19 protein-coding genes and 1 pseudogene are annotated in these 20,837 nt (G+C 45.3%); 11 read left to right on the top strand and 9 right to left on the bottom strand.

Annotated features, from left to right (window positions below; all coding sequences use genetic code 11):
• Positions 1-116: 116 nt before the first annotated feature.
• The 6 genes from ACL934_RS16350 to ACL934_RS16325 are packed head-to-tail and all read left to right on the top strand — an operon-like array spanning position 117 to position 6,229.
• Positions 117-806, top strand: coding sequence for a c-type cytochrome (locus ACL934_RS16350; RefSeq protein ID WP_374075266.1), 690 nt, complete (start codon positions 117-119; stop codon positions 804-806).
• 10 nt (positions 807-816) lie between these two features.
• On the top strand, positions 817-2,160 hold the full coding sequence (locus tag ACL934_RS16345) for a cbb3-type cytochrome c oxidase subunit I (protein ID WP_374075264.1): 1,344 nt from the start codon (positions 817-819) through the stop codon (positions 2,158-2,160).
• Positions 2,141-2,929, top strand: a complete 789-nt coding sequence (locus ACL934_RS16340) for a CbbQ/NirQ/NorQ/GpvN family protein (RefSeq protein WP_374075262.1) — start codon at positions 2,141-2,143, stop codon at positions 2,927-2,929. Before ACL934_RS16345 ends, ACL934_RS16340 begins: the two co-directional genes overlap by 20 nt.
• A 3-nt stretch (positions 2,930-2,932) precedes the next feature.
• Positions 2,933-4,873, top strand: coding sequence for a nitric oxide reductase activation protein NorD (locus ACL934_RS16335; RefSeq protein WP_413612604.1), 1,941 nt, complete (start codon positions 2,933-2,935; stop codon positions 4,871-4,873).
• Between the two features lie 11 nt (positions 4,874-4,884).
• Positions 4,885-5,895: a COX15/CtaA family protein gene (locus ACL934_RS16330; protein ID WP_374075258.1), complete on the top strand. Its 1,011-nt coding sequence runs from the start codon at positions 4,885-4,887 to the stop codon at positions 5,893-5,895.
• On the top strand, positions 5,885-6,229 hold the full coding sequence (locus ACL934_RS16325; protein ID WP_413612603.1) for a hypothetical protein: 345 nt from the start codon (positions 5,885-5,887) through the stop codon (positions 6,227-6,229). Before ACL934_RS16330 ends, ACL934_RS16325 begins: the two co-directional genes overlap by 11 nt.
• A gap of 23 nt (positions 6,230-6,252) precedes the next feature.
• On the opposite strand, the gene ACL934_RS16320 is transcribed toward ACL934_RS16325, so the two are convergent.
• The 3 genes from ACL934_RS16320 to ACL934_RS16310 are packed head-to-tail and all read right to left on the bottom strand — an operon-like array spanning position 6,253 to position 7,227.
• The gene (locus ACL934_RS16320) at positions 6,253-6,417 is read right to left on the bottom strand and encodes a hypothetical protein (protein WP_413612602.1); all 165 of its coding nucleotides are present in this window, start codon (positions 6,415-6,417) and stop codon (positions 6,253-6,255) included.
• A gap of 26 nt (positions 6,418-6,443) precedes the next feature.
• On the bottom strand, positions 6,444-6,653 hold the full coding sequence (locus tag ACL934_RS16315) for a hypothetical protein (RefSeq protein ID WP_374080513.1): 210 nt from the start codon (positions 6,651-6,653) through the stop codon (positions 6,444-6,446).
• Entirely contained in the window at positions 6,646-7,227 is a 582-nt protein-coding gene (locus tag ACL934_RS16310) for a cytochrome c oxidase subunit 3 (RefSeq protein ID WP_413612601.1), read from the bottom strand. Before ACL934_RS16310 ends, ACL934_RS16315 begins: the two co-directional genes overlap by 8 nt.
• 320 nt (positions 7,228-7,547) lie before the next feature.
• On the opposite strand from ACL934_RS16310, the gene ACL934_RS16305 reads away from it, so the two are divergent.
• Complete coding sequence (locus tag ACL934_RS16305; RefSeq protein WP_374075254.1) at positions 7,548-9,386, top strand: methyl-accepting chemotaxis protein; 1,839 nt, start codon at positions 7,548-7,550, stop codon at positions 9,384-9,386.
• 32 nt (positions 9,387-9,418) lie between these two features.
• Positions 9,419-9,859 (top strand): pseudoazurin, encoded by a 441-nt coding sequence (locus ACL934_RS16300; protein WP_374075252.1) that lies wholly within the window; start codon positions 9,419-9,421, stop codon positions 9,857-9,859.
• A 48-nt stretch (positions 9,860-9,907) separates the two neighbouring features.
• Here the strand turns inward: ACL934_RS16300 and ACL934_RS16295 are convergent, their stop codons facing one another.
• Complete coding sequence (locus tag ACL934_RS16295; RefSeq protein ID WP_374075250.1) at positions 9,908-11,167, bottom strand: U32 family peptidase C-terminal domain-containing protein; 1,260 nt, start codon at positions 11,165-11,167, stop codon at positions 9,908-9,910.
• Between the two features lie 204 nt (positions 11,168-11,371).
• Between ACL934_RS16295 and ACL934_RS16290 the strand changes: the two genes are divergently transcribed.
• The gene (locus tag ACL934_RS16290; protein ID WP_374075248.1) at positions 11,372-13,408 is read left to right on the top strand and encodes a TonB-dependent receptor family protein; all 2,037 of its coding nucleotides are present in this window, start codon (positions 11,372-11,374) and stop codon (positions 13,406-13,408) included.
• Between the two features lie 92 nt (positions 13,409-13,500).
• Positions 13,501-14,562: pseudogene (locus ACL934_RS16285) on the top strand (NnrS family protein); the annotation flags it as partial.
• Here ACL934_RS16285 and nrdD read toward each other — a convergent pair.
• The 4 genes from nrdD to ACL934_RS16265 all read right to left on the bottom strand — a co-directional run bounded on the left by nrdD (position 14,501) and on the right by ACL934_RS16265 (position 18,952).
• Positions 14,501-16,405, bottom strand: a complete 1,905-nt coding sequence (gene nrdD, locus ACL934_RS16280; RefSeq protein WP_374075246.1) for an anaerobic ribonucleoside-triphosphate reductase — start codon at positions 16,403-16,405, stop codon at positions 14,501-14,503. The pseudogene ACL934_RS16285 and the gene nrdD overlap by 62 nt on opposite strands.
• A 22-nt stretch (positions 16,406-16,427) precedes the next feature.
• The gene (gene nrdG, locus ACL934_RS16275) at positions 16,428-16,874 is read right to left on the bottom strand and encodes an anaerobic ribonucleoside-triphosphate reductase activating protein (RefSeq protein WP_374075244.1); all 447 of its coding nucleotides are present in this window, start codon (positions 16,872-16,874) and stop codon (positions 16,428-16,430) included.
• 83 nt (positions 16,875-16,957) lie between these two features.
• Positions 16,958-17,614 (bottom strand): Crp/Fnr family transcriptional regulator, encoded by a 657-nt coding sequence (locus ACL934_RS16270; protein ID WP_374075242.1) that lies wholly within the window; start codon positions 17,612-17,614, stop codon positions 16,958-16,960.
• Between the two features lie 99 nt (positions 17,615-17,713).
• Positions 17,714-18,952 (bottom strand): M14 family metallopeptidase, encoded by a 1,239-nt coding sequence (locus ACL934_RS16265; protein WP_374075240.1) that lies wholly within the window; start codon positions 18,950-18,952, stop codon positions 17,714-17,716.
• 112 nt (positions 18,953-19,064) lie between these two features.
• Here ACL934_RS16265 and ACL934_RS16260 point away from each other — a divergent pair, with 112 nt between their 5' ends.
• Positions 19,065-19,823 carry a DUF4423 domain-containing protein gene (locus ACL934_RS16260; RefSeq protein ID WP_374075238.1) on the top strand — a complete coding sequence of 253 codons (759 nt, stop codon included), beginning with the start codon at positions 19,065-19,067 and terminating at the stop codon, positions 19,821-19,823.
• On the opposite strand, the gene murB is transcribed toward ACL934_RS16260, so the two are convergent.
• Positions 19,810-20,823 carry a UDP-N-acetylmuramate dehydrogenase gene (gene murB / locus ACL934_RS16255; RefSeq protein WP_374075236.1) on the bottom strand — a complete coding sequence of 338 codons (1,014 nt, stop codon included), beginning with the start codon at positions 20,821-20,823 and terminating at the stop codon, positions 19,810-19,812. The two genes, ACL934_RS16260 and murB, sit on opposite strands and share 14 nt — an antisense overlap.
• Positions 20,824-20,837: the final 14 nt, after the last annotated feature.

Here is a 20,837-nt window from a genome sequence, read left to right as displayed (position 1 = left end):
AGTGCCTCAACCCCCTGGGTGGAACTCGTATGTCGCACGTTGAGTTATTGATTTGAATCATGTTTTGGCGTTGGTGTTTTCCGTAAGATGTCCATGTTCATATTAAAGGAGTTTCAATGTTGTCGAAATCGGCCGCCAAGAAGTTTTTTCTCATCGGTACCATCGTCTGTTCGGGATGTTTTGTTCTTCTGACGGTGGACACCATTCAGCGAGTACCTAAGCAGACTCGATCGGAAAATATCACTCCCGAAGTTATTCATGGAAAAGACCTGTGGGAGCAGAATAACTGCATGGGGTGTCACACTATCATGGGAGAAGGCGCCTATTATGCTCCTGAGCTCACCAAAGTCTATGAACGTCGAGGCGAAGCTTTTATCAAATCCATGCTGAAAGACCCTGCGGCCATGTATCCCGGCCAACGAAAAATGCAGCAGTACAACTTCACTGAAGAAGAAATCAATTCTCTGATCGCTTTCTTGAAGTGGATCGGAGAGACGGATCTCAATGGATTCCCCGCGAAACCTGACTTAGCGCCGGCTCCTGCACCGACGACACTAACCCAAACTAATTTGCCTCCACGTCCTGCCGTTTTTGATCAGGTTTGTGTCGCATGTCACATGGTGCAAGGAAAAGGTGGGGTCGTGGGACCGGCCTTGGACGGGGTGGGCAGTCGTAAAGAACATGAGTTTTTTGTTTCTTGGTTGCGCGATCCGCTGGCGGTGAAAGCGGATTCGAAAATGCCGAAGCTACCTTTGACGGATGAACAGGTTCAAGAACTCGCAACTTATCTTTCAATGTTGAAATAAGGATTCTGTTATGAAATTTAAAACACAGAAAATAGCCTACTACTTCTTTGCGGTGTGCATGCTTCTCTTGTCACTGCAAATCGTTTACGGATTTATCATGGGCTTTGCTCATATGGGATACGATAACTTGCACAGTATCATCCCTTTTCATACGGCGCGTGCCACGCACACTAATTTACTAGTGATGTGGCTATTGGCGGGATTTATGGGAGCTGCCTATTACATAACGCCTGAGGAATCAGATCGTGAGTTGATCTTCCCCAAGCTGGCTTATGTGCAATTGGGAGCTTTCGTCGCTGTTGGAGTGACTGCGATTATTGGCTTTCATTTTAATTGGTGGGAAGGAAGAAAGTTTTTAGAAATTCCGCGCCCGCTCGACTACCTGGTGGTCGTAGACGTTTTACTTTTTATTTTCCTTATCGGAGGAACAATATGGAAGGGGCGCAGATATAGCACAACAAATATGGTGTTATTTTTCGGTCTACTGAGTGCAGCCTTGCTTTACCTTCCAGGCATGATCCCAACAACCAATCAGACAATGGACTCTTACTGGAGATGGTGGGTCGTGCACTTGTGGGTTGAAGGTGTATGGGAGTTGATCATGGGAGCTATCTTAAGTTTCCTTTTGATCAAGTTGACGGGGGTCGATCGCGAGATCATCGAAAAATGGCTTTACGTTATCGTGGGCTTTACATTTCTTTCGGGAATCTTAGGAACGGGTCACCATTATTATTTCATTGGAACTCCTCGCTACTGGTTGATGATTGGTGGACTGTTCAGTGCTCTTGAGCCCGTGGCGTTTTTAGGAATGGCGATTTATGCCATTGCCATGGCAAAAAAGGGAGGACGTCAACATCCCAATCGTCTGGCTTTAACCTGGACAATCGGGTGCGCGGTCATGTCATTCGTAGGTGCCGGCTTCTTAGGTTTTGCTCATACGTTACCGCAGGTCAATGTTTATACTCACGGGACGTTGGTGACAGCGATGCACGGGCATCTCGCTTTCTGGGGTGCTTATGCTATGTTGGTATTCGCAATGATCGCTTATACCATGCCTAATCTCACTGGCAGGAAACTTTATGATAGCGGTTGGAGTGCCTTCGCTTTCTGGACTTCGAACATCGGTATGACAGCGATGACTGTCGCATTCGGAATTGCCGGAGTAGCTCAGGTGTACTTGGAAAGAAAAATGGGCATGGATTTTCTTTTGGTACAAAAAGAAATCGAAGTGCACTTCTTGGGGCTCGTTTTAGCTGCAACCTTATTCAGCCTTGGAATTTTTGCCTTCATTGGGATCTTCATTAAATACGGGTTACCAAAAGGGAAGGTAGAAAATGCTGGCGCCCACAATTAAAATACCATTTTATCAAGCTGTCGGAGATGAAGAAGAAATCTTCGACAGCGCTTATCGGAATCAATTGCCTCTGATGTTGAAAGGGCCCACGGGCTGCGGAAAGTCCCGCTTCATTGAGGCCATGGCTGCTCGTCGGGGCCGTCCCCTTATCACCGTGGCGTGCAACGAAGACACTTCGGCGACGGATCTGCTAGGACGTTTTATTGTTAAAGGTGGAGACACTGTTTGGCAGGATGGACCGGTGACGCGGGCTTTGCGCGAGGGCGCAATTCTTTATTTAGATGAAGTCGCCGAGGCCCGCGAAGACGTGATTGTTGTGCTCCATCCTCTTACAGATCACCGCCGCTCTCTCACGCTTGATAAGGTGAACGAAGAAGTCAAAGCGTCGCCGGAGTTCATGCTTATTGTGAGTTTTAATCCGGGTTATCAGCGCGGGCTTAAAGAGTTGAAACCTTCCACAAGACAAAGATTTGTGGCGATGCATTTTGATTATCCTCACCCGGAACTCGAAGCCGAAATCGTTAAAGTAGAAGCGCAATGTTCTTTGGATATGGCGCAAAAATTAGTTCGCTTCGCTGGAAAGATTCGCAATCTCAAAGAATTGGGTCTGGCGGAGACAGCATCCACGCGGCTTCTTGTCGATGCCGGTAAACTGATACGCGACGGATTGGAACCGCGTCGGTCCTGTGATGTCGCGATTGTGCAGCCTCTCACGGATGACGGAGATATTATGACGGCCTTGCAAGACGTGGCCGCCATGATATTTTAGCATATGGGCTTTGATGAAAAGTTTTTTGCATTTGGGCACAAACTTTTTAAAAAACTCACGGCGGACCCCAAACCTCCGCATTATGAACAAAGAGTGGACTTAAAAGATTTAGAGTCTCGCTTGCAGGTTATTGCAAAATCTCTTTGCGGTGAGCCTATTCAAATACACGAAGCCGAAAAGATCGGCGGATTTTCAGGGGTGCATTTTTACTATCCGAAATCTTTGTGCCCTCTTCCGTCAAAGCGACTTAATGAGTTGGTCTTTATTCAACGGACTCTGTTCTATTGTTCAGCTAAACAATTAGGGTTCTGTCTTCCGCCACGTGAACTCTCGGAAATTGAAAAAAAGGTTTATACCTGCCTAGTGATTCACCAGGTTTATCATACTATTTCTTTGGAGTTTCCGGGCACGATTCAGGTGATAGAAACCCTGAGACAAGGGACTTTAGCGGAACTACAATCACTCTCGGATGAGGACCGCAACACACAGAACGGAATCGTTGCTCAATGGATCTATGACCTTTTGTCGGAAAATTTAAAAGACAGTTGTTGGAAAAGTATTATATTCAGCACTCATAAAAGTACTTTTAGTCTTTGGAAGTTTGCCGATGCTGCTTATAGAACTCACCTTGCTTCGCTTCCGCTGGGCCCTGCCGTGGCCGAGGAAGCCTTTGTCCTTTGGGGGCTTCTCATGTCGCCGGATCTTTTGTCAACCGGCGAGATCACAGAGACAGATGAAGATGTGTCTTCTGAAACTCTAGCCAGTGGAACTGAAGTGCAAGGGCGAAATCGTGAAGATGTTGTGCAAGTGAATCTTGAAAATAAAAAGGATGAAAATAGTCCGGTCAGTCACTCTTTTGAAAAAACCGAAACATTGGAGGAGTATCAGGGCGGAATGCGTACGCAGGACGGTGATGATAATTTGCAAGATCATGCAGAGGCCTTGGAGGAACTCAATATGCGTGAAGTGACTCGCAGTCGAGAACGAACGCAGTCCCTTTATAAAGCGGATATTCGAATTCACGGTGTCGCCCCTGATCTTGCAAGTAAAGACGCCTTGCCGACTTCCTCCCGTGTTCATTTTTATCCTGAATGGGATTTTAAAAGAAGGAATTACAAAGAAAACTGGTGTCGGGTGGAAACTCGTTCTCCGGTGTCTGATACTTCCTTTGAAATGGCGGAGGCCTACGGCAAAGAAAAGAAAGAAATCGCAAAACTTTTTGAGCACGTTCGCTCCAAACCTTTGTGGAAAAAAAGGCAACGTGATGGGGAAGAACTCGACATTGATGCCTTGGTCAACCGTCACGCGGATCTTAAGAGTGGGAACTCGGGGGAGGATCGTTTTTATATTCGCAGTACAAAACATAAAAAGGACTGGCAATGTCTTTTCTTGATTGATAGCAGTCTTTCTACCGACTCATGGATCGCTAACGAAAGAATTTTAGACGTCATAAAAAATAGTATTTGCTTGGTCAGCGAAGCTTTTGTGAAAGAACCGGAATGCCTAAGTGTCGCGGCATTTCACAGCAATACTAGACATCAGTGTGTTTTCGAGGAACTCAAAAAATTTGATGAGTCTTGGGCGCAATTTAGAAAAAATTTGAGCACTTTGGAACCTGTCGGATACACCCGTATCGGCCCGGCTTTGCGGCACAGCTTGGAAATTATGAAAACATCCTCTGCGCGCCACAAGCTCATTGTTTTACTGAGTGACGGAAAAGCCTCGGACTATGATCAGTACGAAGGACGCTACGGGATCGAGGATATCAAACAAGCGGTGAGGGAAGCACAACAGCAGAATGTTCATGTCAAATGCTTGGCGATCGAGGAAAAAGCTAAATTCTATCTGCCGCAAATGTTTGGTATGGGACACATTCAAATTTTGTCAAATCCTCATAAGTTACCCCAAGCACTGACGACGCTCTTGTTACCGCTTCTTCATTAGGTGTCTGAGAGATGAAAAACGGGATGCGGTTAAGACAGATTTGGATTCTTTCCATTGCAACGATGTTGCTGGCGACGATGGGAATAGGAGCCATGACTCGTCTGACAGGTTCGGGACTTTCTATTGTAGAATGGAAACCTATTTCAGGGATTTTACCTCCGTTCAATGAGGTTCAGTGGAATCAGGAATTTCAGAATTATCAACAGTATCCGGATTTCAAATCGCGTCCGTCACTAACCCTTAAAGAATTTAAAGTGCTCTTTTGGTGGGAATTTGTTCATCGTTTGGTTGCGCGCTCCTTGCTTCTTGTGATTTTAATTCCGTACGGATTGCTTTTTGTCCTGGGAAAAATAGAAAAACAACATCATCGAAAAGTTTTTGGACTGCTCATTTTTGGAGGTATTCAAGGTTTTCTGGGATGGTACATGGTGAAGAGTGGTCTTGTGCAAGTTCCCCGTGTCAGTCACTTCCGATTGATGATCCATTTTATTTGGGCCTGTTTAATTCTTGGATATTTGGCTCAGTGGTTAGGGGAGGAAAGTCAGAGCGGTAACTTACCCAGACACTCTCGCAGTTTTGTTCGAGGTCTTTCATGGCTTTGCTTGGCACAAATGGCTCTAGGCGCATTGGTAGCCGGCAGTCGCGCCGGGTATATTTATAATACATTTCCTAAGCTGGGGGATGCGTGGTTTCCTGTTCGCTTTTTCAGCTACCCTGATCTGTGGGAAAACTTTTTTTACAATCAAATCAATCTTCAGTTCTTTCATCGATTGGGAGGATGGATTTTGTTGGGGACATCCCTTTACGCATTCTGGAAGAAGATTTATTCGATTTTCGCTTTAATGATGGCGCAATTTTTTTTGGGAGTCTTAACGCTGGTGTTAATGATCCCGCCCCCCGTGGCCACTCTTCATCAGTTGTTGGGGGCTATTCTGTTTTTCTATTTAAGATATTTAGCATCAACGTTGAAAAATGACGGTTTCATCAAAACAAACACAGGGATACCAAACAATGACAAATAAGCAAATAGCTAACGATACGCAGGCTTTGAACAATTACTATCCGGATTTTGTCCAAGCGTTGCCGGAAGGGCACCCTGTCAGAACTTATTTTATGGAGAACTTCTATCTCCAACGCATTCTTAAAGAGATCGATGAAATGGATGTCCATCAAAGGTTTCAAGAGTTTTTCAACCTTTTTAATCAACTGTGCGAAGTTGAAAAAAGATACGCTCGCAAAGAAAATCAACTTTTCCCGTATTTAGAGAAAAGAGGCTGGAATGGCCCGAGTCAAGGTATGTGGTCTTTTCACGGCTGGCACCACCTCCGCAAACGACAATCGACTCCGCATGGATGAAGGCTTTATGACTCTAGAGCAGGTCAATCTGCTTCTGAAGTGCGTACCTGTGGATTTAACTTACGTGGACGAAAATGACCGCGTGATTTTTTTACAATCGTGGCGAAGAACGTGTTTTTCCACGCAGTGCCGGCATCATCGGTCGCGAAGCTGAGTTTTGGATTCGCTTTAGGGGTCGTGTCATTCATATCAGATATTTCGCTGTTGGGACGATTCAGATAAATAGAAACAATCCGGCAATGGTCGCAATAAGCACTCCAGAACCTGCGAGCCTCCACGCCAAATGAGCGTGGAGTAGTTCCATGTAAACGAAGACAATTAAAAGCACTTTGATCAAAGCGAGAACGAGTGCGAACTTCACGCTAGGAAAGAGAAGACCCAATCCTAAGAGGCTCAACAACAGAGCAAAAACGATTTTATTCATGGAAAGTACCTCCCAAATAGAAAAGGGGAAAGATCACCAGCCAGACAATGTCACACATGTGCCAGAAAAGAACTCCTCCGCGCACAGAGAACTCAGGCTCTTCGATCTTGTCGCGATAGATGCCGAGGCAAATTGAAAAGAGAATAAATACACCGACCACGACGTGAAGAAAGTGAAATCCCATTAGAAGCCAGTAGTATTGCCAGAAATCATTTTTTTCGACACCGAATCCCAGCTCAGACTTATGAGCGAAATCCGAAATTTTGAAAATCAAAAAGAACAAGCCGAAGACGAAGCTAAGAATGAAATAGATAAGACTTTGCTGGCGCTGATTCTTAAAGAAGAATCGAACTCCCTCCGCAGCAAGAAAGCCGCCGAGTAAAAGGCTGAGAGTAAAAATCATACCATGTCGCAAATGCAAATGGACGCTTTCGGATTTAAAGTCCGATAAATTCAAATATCGATATCTTGCCACGATGATTATTAAAGCCCCGAACATAAAGGTTTCCATCAGGACAATAAGCCACATCAAAAAACCGCCAGGAGGATTGAGAATTTCTTCAGATGTTTTCATGGGGTGACTATCGCAGAAATAAAATGGGGGTGGAAAGAACTAACCTGCGCCGGCATGACGGAGATCATGAAAAATAAAAGGCATCCAGATAGAGGTGGGGGTTTTGATTTAGATCATGTTCGCCGCTCATCTTAGGAGATTAGATATAAGCAGTTTCAAAAGAATAAAGGAGACGGAATGGAAATATTGAAAAATGTCCTAGTGGGAAATGTTTTGGGAGCCGTGATGGTAACGGGAGCTGCGATTGGAATTGTTGGTGGTTCTCTAGTTATATGCGCTGCTTGTACTATAGGTCTTATATTAGCTGGTGGTTAGTAAATATGAAACTCAGTTTAAGATTGAAAATTGTCGGACTTGTTCTAACTCCGCTGCTAGCCAGTATTGTCTATGGCGCATTTTATTTAAATTCACATTGGCAGACGTTCAAAGAGGCGCAAGCTATTACCGAAAACGGAAACTTGATACAGAAGAACTCGGAACTTCTCCATCAGATGCAACTTGAACGCGCCAAGAATTCCTTATTTTTGGCGGGAAAAATTCGTCAAGAAGAGTTGAAAAGTCACATCGACGTTGTGGATTCGAAGTGGCGTGCAGTTCAGGAGCAAGTAGATAAAATCTCTTCGAAGGAAAGGTCACAGGCCTTATTGAACGAAGCTCGGGATGGATTAGAGAAACTGCGATTGTCCGTGAGTGGTAAATCTGTCGGAGCCGCCGACGCCACCAAAGAAATTACGGGATTGATCAGTATTCTAATCAAATTGGACGTGTTGGTCGCCACTGATCAATCTTTGAACGGCGTCGAAATGAACTTCCTGAGTCTTACGATTCTGGAAATGGCCAAAGAATACGGAGGGAGACTGAGAGCCAACCTCTTAAATATTCTCGCGGCGGATAATCCGATTTCGATCCAGGATGTCTCTAGATTAGAAGGGTTGAGAAGTGGAATCAGTGTCAATCTGGATGCACCGAATCTGGTTGTCTCTGGCAGTGCGCGTACTCAGATCGAGGACTTTCGCAAGTCCGCGACTTGGGTTCAGGTGGAGCAGACATACGCAAAAGTCATCAATCGCGCGACCGAAGGTCATTTTGGGGAAGATCCTTCTCAGTTTTATGAAGCTATAACTTCCTCTTTGAATGCCTTAGGAACCATCGTTTCAACTGAGGTTGAAAACGTAAATAAACAGGCAGAAGATCTTCGATCTCATGCCTCACGCTTATTCTTTTTTACGCTGACATTGCTTTTAGGAATCGTCATTTTAATTACGATTTTCGGTGTCATAATAATCAGAAATCTAACAAAGTCTCTGCACTCCGTTGTTGAAGATCTTTCGCAAGCAGCAGAAACAATGGCTTCTGGTGGGCTGCAGTTAAACACCGCAAGCCAACAGGTAGCCAATGGCTCGGTTCATTCGGCCAGTGCTCTCGAAGAGGTGGTTGCATCCATGGAAGAGATCAATAGTATCGTGGCACAGAATGAACAAAAGGCCCAACAAGCGGCCAGTATATCCGATGAAGGGTTCAAAGCGGCGGAAAACGGAAAAGTGCAGGTGGTGGCTCTGGTTTGCGCCATGGAGGATATTTCTAAAAGTGCCAACAAAATTGAAGAGATCATTAACGTCATTGAGGACATTGCCTTTCAAACAAATTTATTGGCCTTGAATGCGGCGGTAGAGGCGGCAAGAGCTGGTGAGCAAGGAAAAAGTTTCGCAGTTGTTGCTGAGGCTGTACGCGCTTTGGCACTCCGAAGTTCTTCCGCGGCAAAAGATATTACGACGTTAATAAAGGAGAGCTCCGTGAAAGTTCAAGATGGAGTTCACCGTGCTACGCTCAGCCGGGAGTCTATCGATAGGATTGTTAAAATTATCTCTGACGTTTCCCAGATAAATACCGAAATTGCTAATGCAAGCTCGGAACAAGCGGCCGGGATTCAACAAATTAGCAAGGCGATGATCGAACTTGATTCATCCACTCAACAAAATGCTGCAGCTGCTGAAGAGGTTTCGGCCTTTGCGGGACAAATGAGACAACAGACGGATAATATAGAGAATTTGGCAACAAATTTGACGGGACTCGTTGATGGAGAACGAGTCATTCATGATCGACATCATATTCTGAGAAATGAATCGTTGATAACTTCAATAAAAGAGCAGAGATCATGAATCGCATGACATGCAAATCAAAGGAGTCTTTTATGACTGATTTTAAAAAAGTGGTTTTAGCAGCAATTTTATTTTCCGGATCTTGGGCTTCCGCAGCCGTTCACGAAGTTAAAATGCTTAATAACGGTAAAGACGGAATTATGGTCTTTGAGCCGGGTTATTTAAAAGTCAACAAAGGGGACAGCATTAAGTTTATTCCAACTGACGCGGGTCACGATGTATCTTCTGTGGAAATTCCTCAAGGCATCTCCGCATGGAAGAGCCCATCTGGAAAACCCATCACAGTGCAAATGAAAGAGGAAGGACTTTATCTATACGAATGTAAAGCACATCTTCCTATGGCTATGGTCGGAGTTGTTCAGGTTGGCAGTCCTAAAAATATGGACAAAGTAAAAACAAAAGCACAGGAGCTCTCTAAGCAGTTCGCCATGAACAAAGATCGTCTTGATAAGTATTTAGCTCAGGCGAAATAAGAAGAACCATCACGAAATTTTCAAGGCCTCTCTTTGTGAGAGGCCCTTTTAGAACCCGCCTTTTTCAATCAAACTGACTAAAGAGTTCGGAACGGCTTCCACAGGAAGTTCCAGATGAAAAATAAGACCACCACCGCCTGCCTGAGATACAGGTTCGTTGTTGGCGTTCAGAATTTTTCCGATGAAAGCTTTTTGTGTCTTCTGCGGTGAAATCACCTCCACTTCATCACCCGTACGCAGGCGGTGCCGAGTTTCGACAGTCAGAAAGTTCGAATTTTCAGATTTTCCCAGAACCACTCCGGCAAATCTTTGTGTGTAATTGCGTGAAGTCGAATGACGGTATTCTTGAGAATGATGACTGAGATTCCCCGTAACGAATCCTTTGTGATACCCGCGGTTGGGAATTTTTGAGAGCTCCAGAAGGAGATTCTGATCGAACGCTTTCCCCGCGTCCATGTCATCGATAGCTTGGCGATAGATCTTAGCGACCATGGAGGCATAATAAAGAGACTTGGTCCGTCCTTCCACTTTGAAGGAACAGATACCCGCATCACGCAGCTCCCGAAGATGTTCGATCACGCAGAGGTCTTTGGCGTTCATAATGTAGGTGCCGTTTTCATCCTCATCAATTTGATAAAATTGCCCCTTGTTGCGCAGATCTTCGAGGTAATACTCGCTCTCTTTATTGGCTTCAGCTTTATGAATGTTGTAACCGTAACGGCAACTGTTGTCGCAAACACCTTGGTTGGCATCTCGGTAACTCATATAGTGAGAAAGCAAACAGCGCCCCGAGTAGGCGATACAGATTGATCCATGCACGAAGGCTTCAAGTTCGATGTCAGGAACTCGCTCACGAATTTCTTTGATCTCCTCAAGGCGCAGCTCGCGGCTAAGAATAATCCGTGAAGCTCCCTGCTGTTGCCAGAACTTCACACTTTGCCAATTCATGCAGTTGGCCTGCACACTCAAATGAATATTGACGTTAGGATCAATTTCTTTGGCGATCATCATAAGGCCTGGATCGCTCATGATAAAAGCATCGGGTTTAAGATCGACCCATTTCTTAAAATTTTCGCGAAAGGATTTTAGTTTCAAATTTCGCGCGAAGATATTGGCAGTGACATAAATTTTCTTTTTATTTTCTCGGGCGAAATGAATTCCTTGCTGGAGATCTTGGAAAGTCATTTCGTTTTCACGGGCGCGCAGACTGAATAAGGGAACACCAACATAGACCGCATCAGCGCCATAGTGAAATGCATATTTGAGTTTTTCAAGAGATCCTGCAGGCATTAGCAATTCGGGAGTCATGTCTCGATCCTCCATGGGAAAATAGCACGTAGTTTTAAGTCGGCACTCGCGAGAATTCAAGAAGGGGGCGGAAAAATCCGCCAGGGAGGTGGATGAATTTCACTCTGATTTTTCACTTAGGTTTTATTTGTGACTGAAGCACCTCAACAAAGATGAACATATTTTCCTTTGCTGTATCTTGTGCGAACTTCAAAAGGAGAAAAAATGAATCTCTCGTATTTTTTATTAGCAACATTCTTTGTGTCTAGCTCCATGGCGCAAGTTCATTTGCCGACAATCCGTGTTTTAAGCGAGCAGACCTCCGAGGTCCTTAAGACTTCCGGAACAATAACTGTCATTAACAAAGAGGATTTAAAAGAAATAAAACCAGTGAGCGCTCAGGATGCCGTGAAAAGGACTCCAGGTGCGAACGTGATTGAGGCGGAAGGTATCGCTTACATCGGTATTCGTGGACTCAGTCCGGATGGGAGCAGAAAGGTCCTCTTGTTGGAGGACGGCGCCCCGTTAGCTCTGGGGCCCTACATTGACCCATCAGCTTATTATTCTCCCGTGATTGAACGCATGGAGGGCATTGATATTCGTAAGGGCAGCAGCTCCTTGGCTTTTGGTCCATCGACGATCGGCGGAGTTATCAACTACATCACAAAGAATCCTAATGAGGCTCAGGGAAACTCAGTAACTCTCACAGGAGGATCTCGCGATTATAAATCATTTTTGCTTGAAGGAAGTTCTGTCAACGGAAACTCCGGATTATTGTTCAATGCTTTTGTGAAAGATGGGAACGGATCGAGAGATAATTCCCACTTTCAGACACAGGATGTGTTAGTCAAATATGGTGGCGCTGTGTCGGACAAGAGCTATGTTGGAGTCAAATTGAGCTACTATAAGAGCAAGGCCCAACTCACATATTTGGGACTGACTCAAAAGCTTTATGACGAGAATCCATTTCAGAATCCCGCAGAGAACGATCTTCTCTATATCAACCGCTATGAGATGGATCTGACTCACGACTATCAAATTAACGAGGCCTCTCGCGTCTCCACTTTGATTTATGTGAATCAGACGATGCGCGATTGGTGGCGGCAAGATTTCACTAAAGACGCTTCCGGAAATATCAATATGGCAGGCACCAATAAAGGGCGCAACCGCACCTTCGATGTTGCGGGAGTGGATTCTCGATATTTCTTAAATTGGAATTTTGGAGAGGTCAGTAATGATCTGCAAGTCGGACTTCGTCTGCACACTGAGGGAATGCGCAACACCGAAGTCAAAGGTACTAGTCCTTCTGCGCGATCCGGCGTAATCGACACTGATGACCAGCGCTACGCAGATGCGCAAGCACTTTACGCGGAAAACACTTTTAATTTTTCGAAGTGGACAGTCACCCCTGGACTTCGCGTTGAGTCTTATAGACAGGCTCGAGAAATTTACCGTAAGTCCTCAGCGGATTTCAATCAGGGATCTTCGGCTCAAAATACGGAATATCTTATGGGGATCGGAACTACTTATGCATTGGTAGATCAACAGTATTTATTTGCTGGCGTTCATCAGGGATTTTCGCCTCCGCGAGTGCAGGATGCTATCGACAACAATGGACAAGCGGTGGATCTTGATGCTGAACGAAGCGTAAATATGGAGCTGGGCTATCGTACACAAAGCGATGATCTTCATATTGAAGTCGCTCTGTTTCAACTCGATTTCTCTAATCAGTTGATTCAGGCAGCAGAGTCCGGCGGAGCCGCGACAGGTTTAACAAATGGAGGAAAAACTCTTCATCAAGGCGTGGAGTTTGCGTCGCGATACAGCTTGAAATCCAATCGCGCTGTTTTCGTGGATTTCAATGCGACCTATCTTCCTGTAGCGAAATTCAATAGTACGCGTCTTATTGCAGGTGCCGATAGAAACGGAAATCGTTTGCCGTATGCGCCCGAGTATTTGTTGAATGCGGCTTTAGGGTATCGTACAGCGTCTTGGTTTTTGAGCTTGCAGTATAGTTTTGTTGGAAAACAGTATGCCGATGCAGAAAATACCGAAGACGGTTCGGTGGATGGGATGCGGGGGGAGCTGCCAGCCTACGGTCTTTTTCATCTGAGTGGAGAATACAACGTCGCTGCGGATTGGACTTTGCAGTTTGCTGGCAAAAATCTAGCGGACCTAAATTACATTTCGTCCCGTGCGCCACAGGGCATTTTTCCAGGCATGCGCAGGAGCGTCTATTTTGGAGTTAAATCCACCTTTTAGGTGGAAATGGAGGGCCGTTTCTTGATCCGGATCAAAGATAAAAAAGAAACGGCCTGTTATGTTGTAAAAGGATCAATAGATTCGAGGTCATTATGAATACAACTCAGATAGACGGCTATAGATACTTTTTCCCAGCGGGTTGGGCTTTGGGAATATGGGGAGTCTTCCTGTGGATTCTCTTTCCTTGGAATATGGTCTCTTACCCGGGCCTGCGCCATCCCGAAATTATGACCGGAGGTTTTTTTCTCTGTTTTGTATGCGGGTTCTTAATGACAGCGGCGCCTAAATTTACGGCCAGCTTTGGTCCGACGAAATGGGATCAAGGAGTTTCACTGGCTTTGATTGGAGCTTTGTTTTTAAGTCTCCTGCCGCGCAGTAAGTTCTTTTTTTATATGGTGGTCGTCGCCATTTTTATTTTTCTTATTTCGTACATGATTCGTCGGTTTCTTAACCGTAAAAGTAATCCACCAGATTCCTTTTTATTCGTGGGCTTTGGCCTCGGTGCGGGTCTTTTAGGAAGTTTGATATTGCTGTTGAGCGAACTGGTTAACATACATAGCGATATGTATTCCTTCGCACGATTATTATTTCTTCAGGCTTACATTCTCTGTCTTGTCTTGGGAGTGGGAAGCCGTTTGATTCCGGCACTTTTAGGCTGGGCTCCGCTACCTACTGAACAAAAAAGAACGGCGCCACGAATTAAGTTATTTGCTTCCTTGGCAGTTCTGTTCTTGGGCAGTTACGTCTTGGAAATCACAGGTTTCAGTGCCACCGCCCAATTTCTGCGAGCAGTGGTTATCACTTTCATCGCATTCTTTTTTTGGAGGATTTATAAATTTCCTCAACGCCGTGCCTTTCAAAGTTGGTGGCTATGGACTTCGGCGTGGTTTGTCGTCGCAGCTCAATGGGGAATTGCATTCCTTCCTGATTATCGTATTCACTTGCTTCATGTCGTTTACATCTCTGGCTTGGCTCTCATGACTTTTATGGTGGCCGTCCGAGTCAGCTTGTCCCACGGTCATCACGGGCTGCAATGGGAGCAGAACTCCAAGGGGTTGTTCCTTGGAGCGCTGCTGATTGCTTTAGCTGGACTCACACGCTTATCGGCGGGTTTTGCTCCCCATATTTATCAATCCCATCTCTTGTATGCGTCTTATACGTGGATTTTAGGACTGTTGGTGTGGGGTTATCTCTTCTTGCCGAAGATTGTGCGTGTGAAGACTCCTTAGCGTGATAGTACCTTTGGGCCGCTTCCTTTTGGCGGGCGGCACTGAAGGCAGAGATTCTTTTTAAGTATCCAATCACGCGAGTCGCATGATCGACATTTTCGCTGTGACATTCAGGACAACGGTAAAGAGTGCGCTTGTCGATAAAATCACACTCGTTGCAGATTGTGATCTTCACGTTCACACACCAATAGTTGCAACCGGAACGAGCCGCAGCCTTGAGTAGTTTATAAAAACCTTCCGCGCTTAATTTTTCTTCCAGGTTTAAGTGCAGTGCAGAGCCTCCGTCGAGATATTGCATCATCTCTTTTCCATGCAACTCCATCTTATCAAGGGCATTGGTGCTCATATCCTCAACGATATAAAAATAGGAATTATAACAATCCCGTGGAACGAAGAGTCCGTCCTTGCGATCCCACTGGGCATTTTTTACTCCCAAGTTTTCGGCCGGAACAAACTCTGTGTTGAACATATACCCGTAAGTTTCACGAGCTTTGCGATTTTCCTCGTAGATGACCTTGAGCTTTTCGCGAACAAAGTCTTTATATTCAGCACTATTCTGTACACGCAATCCTTGTGACTCGGCGGCTTCCGTCATGCCGTTGATTCCAATAGTGAGAAACTGCTTGTCCAGACTAATAAATCCTGAAGAGTAAGCACTCAGCATTCCTGCATTGAAATATTCTTCCATTAGAGTACGGTAGGCCACTTGATACTTTTGGACTTTCTGTACCATGACTCTCAGATCCAGTCCCTTTTGTACAAGTCGATTCATGTTAATTGTAATGACGTTGATCGAACCCGTCGCAACACCGCCAGCTCCCAAAGAATAGCTAAATGTGTTGTCCGAGATTTCATTGCGCAAACGACAGCAGCTGGCAAGGCTGTCCGCAGATTCACTCATATACATAAAGAAGCTGTTGCCTTCGCTCAGCTCCTGGGCGCACATCATCGCAAAATCTTTGTCTTTAGGTTCATTATTTTCAATAAGCATTCCGGCTGTGACTACAGGGAACGTCAAAATAGCTCTCTTGCGTTCCTCATTAAACCAATGCATGAAGTGGCTTTGCAGGCTCTTCACACTTTCCCATTTTGGAGCTTCGCCGTCGGGAAAAACAAAATCTCCAAAGAGAGATTTAAAGTAGTGTTCGTCGTAAGCTGAAATATTCCAGAACACAGATTGATAACCACGAGCTGCCGCTGGTTGATTCAAAGCATAGACGACGTGTTGCAGGTGATTGTTGATAATCTCTGTATGATTTTTTAAATAATCGGCTCCATAGTCTTTGCGTGCGAAATGGTCGAAGTACATAAGCCATTCGACGGTTGCGACAGCTCCAGCAAATTGGGCGGAAACCGCAAAGACCAGATTCACGAAGCAACCACAGAAGCTTTCCAAATGTTGGGGCGCTTTGGATTCCCCGCCAAGCCCTTTCAGTCCTTCTAATAAAAGAGGGTACATCGAAATAGAGGCGCAATACGGTTTTAAAGAAGTCTCATCATGCACATAAATTTCGTGAGCTTCAATTTGGCGAATGTATTCGTGCGAAAGTTCAGCACCGAACAAGTCCGAAATTTTATTTGCAACCAGAGCCCGGTTGATTTGGATGTTGATGTCTTTATTGATCTCGGCCTCCAGAGTGGCAATGTTTTTATGAGTCACATTGGCATTGGCATCGAGGCGTGAGCCTTCCGCGGCGTTTTGTGCCGTGAGATAGCTTTCGATGAAATCAATTTTGTTTTTTATTTGCTCGGGACTGAGGCGAATCATATGAGTGCTCCTTTGGTTGAATTCAGGGTTGGAATAGATGGTTTAAAACTGTGTTCGTGGTGAGATCTCGAAAGACCTGATTGGTATTGAGCGAGGAAAGCCCGCCGAACTCTGCGCGCCACGGACCGGTTTTTAAAAATGTCAGATGGGACTTTATTTCCATCGGCACATCTTCAAGGCCTGTGTAAAGAGCGGTCTTAAAATTCAGGGCGCGAGCTTCTTTTAAAAATTCAATGAGGTCGTGAGAATGCCATTCTCCACCCAGGAAGAGGATGCAATCGGCCTTATCACGATATTGCAAAAGCAAGGATTGATAGAACGGCATCGTAAGCGGAGCGCCCGTTTTTTCTGTCCAGAGCTCTGGCGAGTGACAGCCGGGACATCGCAAGGGACACCCGCAGACATAAAATCCCAGAGAGATATGATTTGGAACTTCCTGAAAGACGATGTCGTAACGATAAATGTTCATAGTTGTCAGTCCTTGATAACTATGACGGTAGCGCTATTTCAAAAGCGATCACTAAATATTGTGCGAAAGAATGACTGGCATCACTATATATTGTGTTTTCCTGCCGCACCGACGAATTGAATCTGCTTGTGATTCATTTTAATGAGTCCTTCAGCTTCAAGCTCAGCCAATGTGCGCGAGAAAGTTTCAGGACGCAGGCCTAGCATCAAAGCGACTTCATGCTTTTTTCCACCTAGTTGGATGATCGGTCTATTCTGTTCCTGTTGCAGACGGCAGAGATAAGTCCAAACGCGATCGCGAGCCGAGGAAAGACTGATATTCTCGATCACCATGTGAAGCTTATCCATCCATCGAATGAGTGACTGAACGACCGATTGATAAAGTTGCGGATTTTTATTCAGAATATTTTGAAGTTCTGTTTTAGGAATAAAAAATACCTCGGAGTCCTCAGAAGCCATCGCGGTCTCGGTATTTTTTTGCTGTCCCAAAAGACCTGCTTCGCCGAAGGTTTTTCCTGCTCCCAGAATTTCAATTAGCATTTCTTTGCCTGCAGGAGAGAGCTTGGAGATTTTGATAGATCCTCTGCCGATCAAATAAAGTCCGGAAGAGCTTCCTTCTTGTTCAAAGATCAAAGAACCTTTGGGGAATTTTTTTAACTGCAAAAGAGGAATGATTTGTTCAGTGATTTTTTCTTCTTGAGTAGAACAGATCGGACAGTTGTCAGTGGGTTTGTTTTTCATTGGGATCTCCCCTTTAAATATAGCACTGTTGTGCTACTTCCAGGGAGAAGATCAAGACTCAAAGGAGGGGGAGGGATAAAAATCCTCCCCCCGGGTGGACTAGGGTTTAAAAATTGGACCGCCATTAGATTCAAGAACGCGGTAAGGATTGTCAGCGTGGTCAATCAAATACAAGACCGGCTCTAAATTCTTTCTTTGTACTTCCGGAATGACTTGGGCACCGGGATAAAAGCCACCCGATCCCCAGCCGCTGTTCGCGGGATCAAGCTCGAAAGTGAAAGAAATAATTTTGTGCTCCCCATAAGACCAATCCGTCGTGTCACCGCTGGCGATGTACAACTCTGAAGATTGTTGAGGAGTGTAGCCATTCCATTCAGCCATTTTTTGCGCCATCACTTCATGCACTTGTTTGTCACGAGTGTTGGAGATGCCTTCATACACGTGACCCCAAGGGTAGAGAATCAACTGCGAGAACGTATGGAATGACAGCAGAATCGTGATGTTTTGGTGATCCTCAACGTATTTTTTAATTGCCTTTGTTTCAGGTTCACTGAAAGCGCCAGGTCCACGATACGTTTCGCTGTTCGGATTCGTGCTTGCGCCACCACCGCCCCAGCCGTAGCCGTAGTTGCGGTTTAAGTCGACGCCATAAGTTCCGTCGTTATTTCTGGCGCGGTTTTTTCTCCAAGATTTATAGCTTCCCGATGCGATGTCGTATTCGGCACCATCAGGATTTACCATCGGAATGATGTGAATATCGCGACCATTCACCAAACGTTGAATGCGCGGGTTGCCGTTGGCGTATTCCGTCAAAAGATATTCGATATAATAGAGTGGAAGCTCGATAGACAAATGTTCCCGAGCGTGATGGCCTCCCATAAACGCAATCGCAGGAAGCGAGTCCGCGTGAGCAAGGTCTCCGGAGATACGCACGGCCCAAATATCTCGGCCTTCTCCTGTTTTTCCAATGGCAGACATTTGCGAAATTTGTGAATGCTGAGTTGTCAGCGCACGCAATTTATCAGTCATTTCCGCGTAGTTATGAAAGGCTGCATCTTTTGTCGGGAAATCCATTTCAGCCGTTAATGGGAAGCTCACTTCAAGAAGACCCAAGGCCTCCAATTCGTTTTTCTCTTCCAAACTTCCGATGCCCACGACGAAATCCTCTCGTGTGGTCTCAATAGAAACGCCTGTGTTAGCTACCAAAGATCTTTGAAACTTATCTTTAGCGCTGATCTTCATCCAATATTGAGTGGTATCTACGGTGTAAGCATTGTGAATTGGCAAGAATGCCAGAGCTGCGAGCCCTACAATTGCCATGAGCTTGGTGATCCTCATATCCCCTCCTTGGGAACTGACATATGTCAGCTAATGCTTTATGTTCGGTTCCTTTCGTGTTGACGTACAGTCTTTCGTCGGTATGTTAGGGCTAAGGTCTAGGGGATTTTTTATGGCTGAGACAGTCGGGCAGTTTTTAAAGGTCAAATTCACAGAAATTCAAAAAGAAAATCCACGGTTTTCTTTGCGCTCTTTCGCCGCGCAAGTCGGAATCTCCGCAGGGCGCATGAATGAATTGATTCACGATAAAAGGGCTCTCAGCGATTTCTACGCCGAAAAAATCACCAAGGCTTTAAATCTAAATCTTAAGGACAAACGTCAGCTTTATTCTTTTGTCAGTACCAAAGCTCGCAAGGTCAACAGCGTTCGTAAGCTCGCACCTCAAGAAGGTCTGCATGTTCGTTGTTGGGAAAACTTGGCCATCTTAAGCATCATGCGCACGGATGATTTTGAACCTGATATGGAATGGATCGCACGTCGCTTAGGAATTTCTTTAGAACGTGTACAAGAATGTTTTAAAATTCTTCAAGAGCACGATTTAATAAAAATCACTGAAAATGGAAACATGGAGCGAACCTCTTCTCGCGTTGTGACGACAGCCACGCGAGATACTTCACATCATGAGCGCAGAAAGATGGAAAAATCCATGGAAGCCATGGAGACTGTGGCGCCACCTTATCGCAATCATTCCGCAGTGACCGTGGCCACAACGCCGGAAAAAATCAAAGAGGCCAACGAGAGAATCAAAGAGTTCCGTCGTAAATTGGCGGATTTCTTAGAAGACGGTCCTAAGAAAGAAGTCTACAGTCTGACAATTAATTTATTCCCGCTCACGAAAATAAGAGTGGGAGAGAGAGCTACCAACGAATAGGTTCAGGCTCGATCTCGACACCAAAAATATTTTTTACATCCAAAGACACTTGGTTTGCCAACTTCCAAACGTCATCGGAAGTGGCATCACCGTGATTCACTAAGACCAGGGCTTGTTTTTCATACATGCCCACAGGTCCGAGTTTTTTTCCTTTCCATCCGGCTCGATCAATCAGCCAGCCCGCCGCCAGTTTGAAGTGCGTGTCGTGGTAAGGAAAGCTCACCAGATCCGTATGAGTTTGCAAAAGACCGTCGCGCAGTTCTTTAGAAACAATGGGATTTTTAAAGAAACTTCCCGCATTGCCAATGACTTTAGGGTCGGGAAGTTTGGTTTGACGAATGTGAATAACAGCGTTGGCAATGGCGCGAGGATCTGCCGCCAATTGCTGACGATCTAATTCTTTACGAATATCGCCATACTCAAGATGCAAAATATTTTTCTTCGGCAAACGGAAGGTCACGTCCCAAACAAGATAGCGTCCAGCGCCTTCTTGCTTGAAAAAACTGTCACGATAAGCAAAACGACACTCTTTATTCGAAAAGACTTTGGTTTCGCCAGACTGTAAATCCAGGCAGGAAACTTCCCACAAGGTGTCTTTTACTTCCACACCATAGGCACCGATATTTTGAATCGGGGCGGCTCCGGCAGTTCCCGGAATCAAAGAGAGGTTTTCTAAACCCCAATAGCCTTGTCGCAAAGTCCATTGCACGAAATCATTCCAAACTTCACCGGCTTGAACTTTCACGTACCAAGCGTCTTTGTCTTCATGAAGAAGTTCATGCCCCGTATTGGCTACTTTCAAAACCAAGCCGCGCACCAAGGAGGGCAGAACCAGGTTGCTTCCGCCACCCAAGATATTCCAAGAAAGTTTTTTCAGGCTGGTTTCATCTAAAAGATCATGGAGATCTTGCGGGGAATGCAGTTCCACGAAGTGCTCTGCTTGAGAGCGCAACTGAAGAGTATTAAGAGAGCTAAGATCGGTGTGTGTGTGAACCTGCATGACAGACAGATTCT

Source organism: Bdellovibrio sp. HCB-110 (genome assembly GCF_047323225.1).
GTDB lineage: Bacteria > Bdellovibrionota > Bdellovibrionia > Bdellovibrionales > Bdellovibrionaceae > Bdellovibrio.
Note: the sequence above shows the minus strand (reverse complement) of the source record. Positions and strands in the feature narration are given on the sequence as shown.

What these genes read in the sequence shown, in the direction of transcription:
- ACL934_RS16350 (WP_374075266.1), top strand. Translation starts at nt 117, where the DNA reads ATGTTGTCGAAATCGGCCGCCAAGAAGTTTTTTCTCATCGGTACCATC.
- ACL934_RS16345 (WP_374075264.1), top strand. Translation starts at nt 817, where the DNA reads ATGAAATTTAAAACACAGAAAATAGCCTACTACTTCTTTGCGGTGTGC.
- ACL934_RS16340 (WP_374075262.1), top strand. Translation starts at nt 2,141, where the DNA reads ATGCTGGCGCCCACAATTAAAATACCATTTTATCAAGCTGTCGGAGAT.
- ACL934_RS16335 (WP_413612604.1), top strand. Translation starts at nt 2,933, where the DNA reads ATGGGCTTTGATGAAAAGTTTTTTGCATTTGGGCACAAACTTTTTAAA.
- ACL934_RS16330 (WP_374075258.1), top strand. Translation starts at nt 4,885, where the DNA reads ATGAAAAACGGGATGCGGTTAAGACAGATTTGGATTCTTTCCATTGCA.
- ACL934_RS16325 (WP_413612603.1), top strand. Translation starts at nt 5,885, where the DNA reads ATGACAAATAAGCAAATAGCTAACGATACGCAGGCTTTGAACAATTAC.
- ACL934_RS16320 (WP_413612602.1), bottom strand. Translation starts at nt 6,417, where the DNA reads ATGAATGACACGACCCCTAAAGCGAATCCAAAACTCAGCTTCGCGACC.
- ACL934_RS16315 (WP_374080513.1), bottom strand. Translation starts at nt 6,653, where the DNA reads ATGAATAAAATCGTTTTTGCTCTGTTGTTGAGCCTCTTAGGATTGGGT.
- ACL934_RS16310 (WP_413612601.1), bottom strand. Translation starts at nt 7,227, where the DNA reads ATGAAAACATCTGAAGAAATTCTCAATCCTCCTGGCGGTTTTTTGATG.
- ACL934_RS16305 (WP_374075254.1), top strand. Translation starts at nt 7,548, where the DNA reads ATGAAACTCAGTTTAAGATTGAAAATTGTCGGACTTGTTCTAACTCCG.
- ACL934_RS16300 (WP_374075252.1), top strand. Translation starts at nt 9,419, where the DNA reads ATGACTGATTTTAAAAAAGTGGTTTTAGCAGCAATTTTATTTTCCGGA.
- ACL934_RS16295 (WP_374075250.1), bottom strand. Translation starts at nt 11,167, where the DNA reads ATGACTCCCGAATTGCTAATGCCTGCAGGATCTCTTGAAAAACTCAAA.
- ACL934_RS16290 (WP_374075248.1), top strand. Translation starts at nt 11,372, where the DNA reads ATGAATCTCTCGTATTTTTTATTAGCAACATTCTTTGTGTCTAGCTCC.
- nrdD (WP_374075246.1), bottom strand. Translation starts at nt 16,405, where the DNA reads ATGATTCGCCTCAGTCCCGAGCAAATAAAAAACAAAATTGATTTCATC.
- nrdG (WP_374075244.1), bottom strand. Translation starts at nt 16,874, where the DNA reads ATGAACATTTATCGTTACGACATCGTCTTTCAGGAAGTTCCAAATCAT.
- ACL934_RS16270 (WP_374075242.1), bottom strand. Translation starts at nt 17,614, where the DNA reads ATGAAAAACAAACCCACTGACAACTGTCCGATCTGTTCTACTCAAGAA.
- ACL934_RS16265 (WP_374075240.1), bottom strand. Translation starts at nt 18,952, where the DNA reads ATGAGGATCACCAAGCTCATGGCAATTGTAGGGCTCGCAGCTCTGGCA.
- ACL934_RS16260 (WP_374075238.1), top strand. Translation starts at nt 19,065, where the DNA reads ATGGCTGAGACAGTCGGGCAGTTTTTAAAGGTCAAATTCACAGAAATT.
- murB (WP_374075236.1), bottom strand. Translation starts at nt 20,823, where the DNA reads ATGCAGGTTCACACACACACCGATCTTAGCTCTCTTAATACTCTTCAG.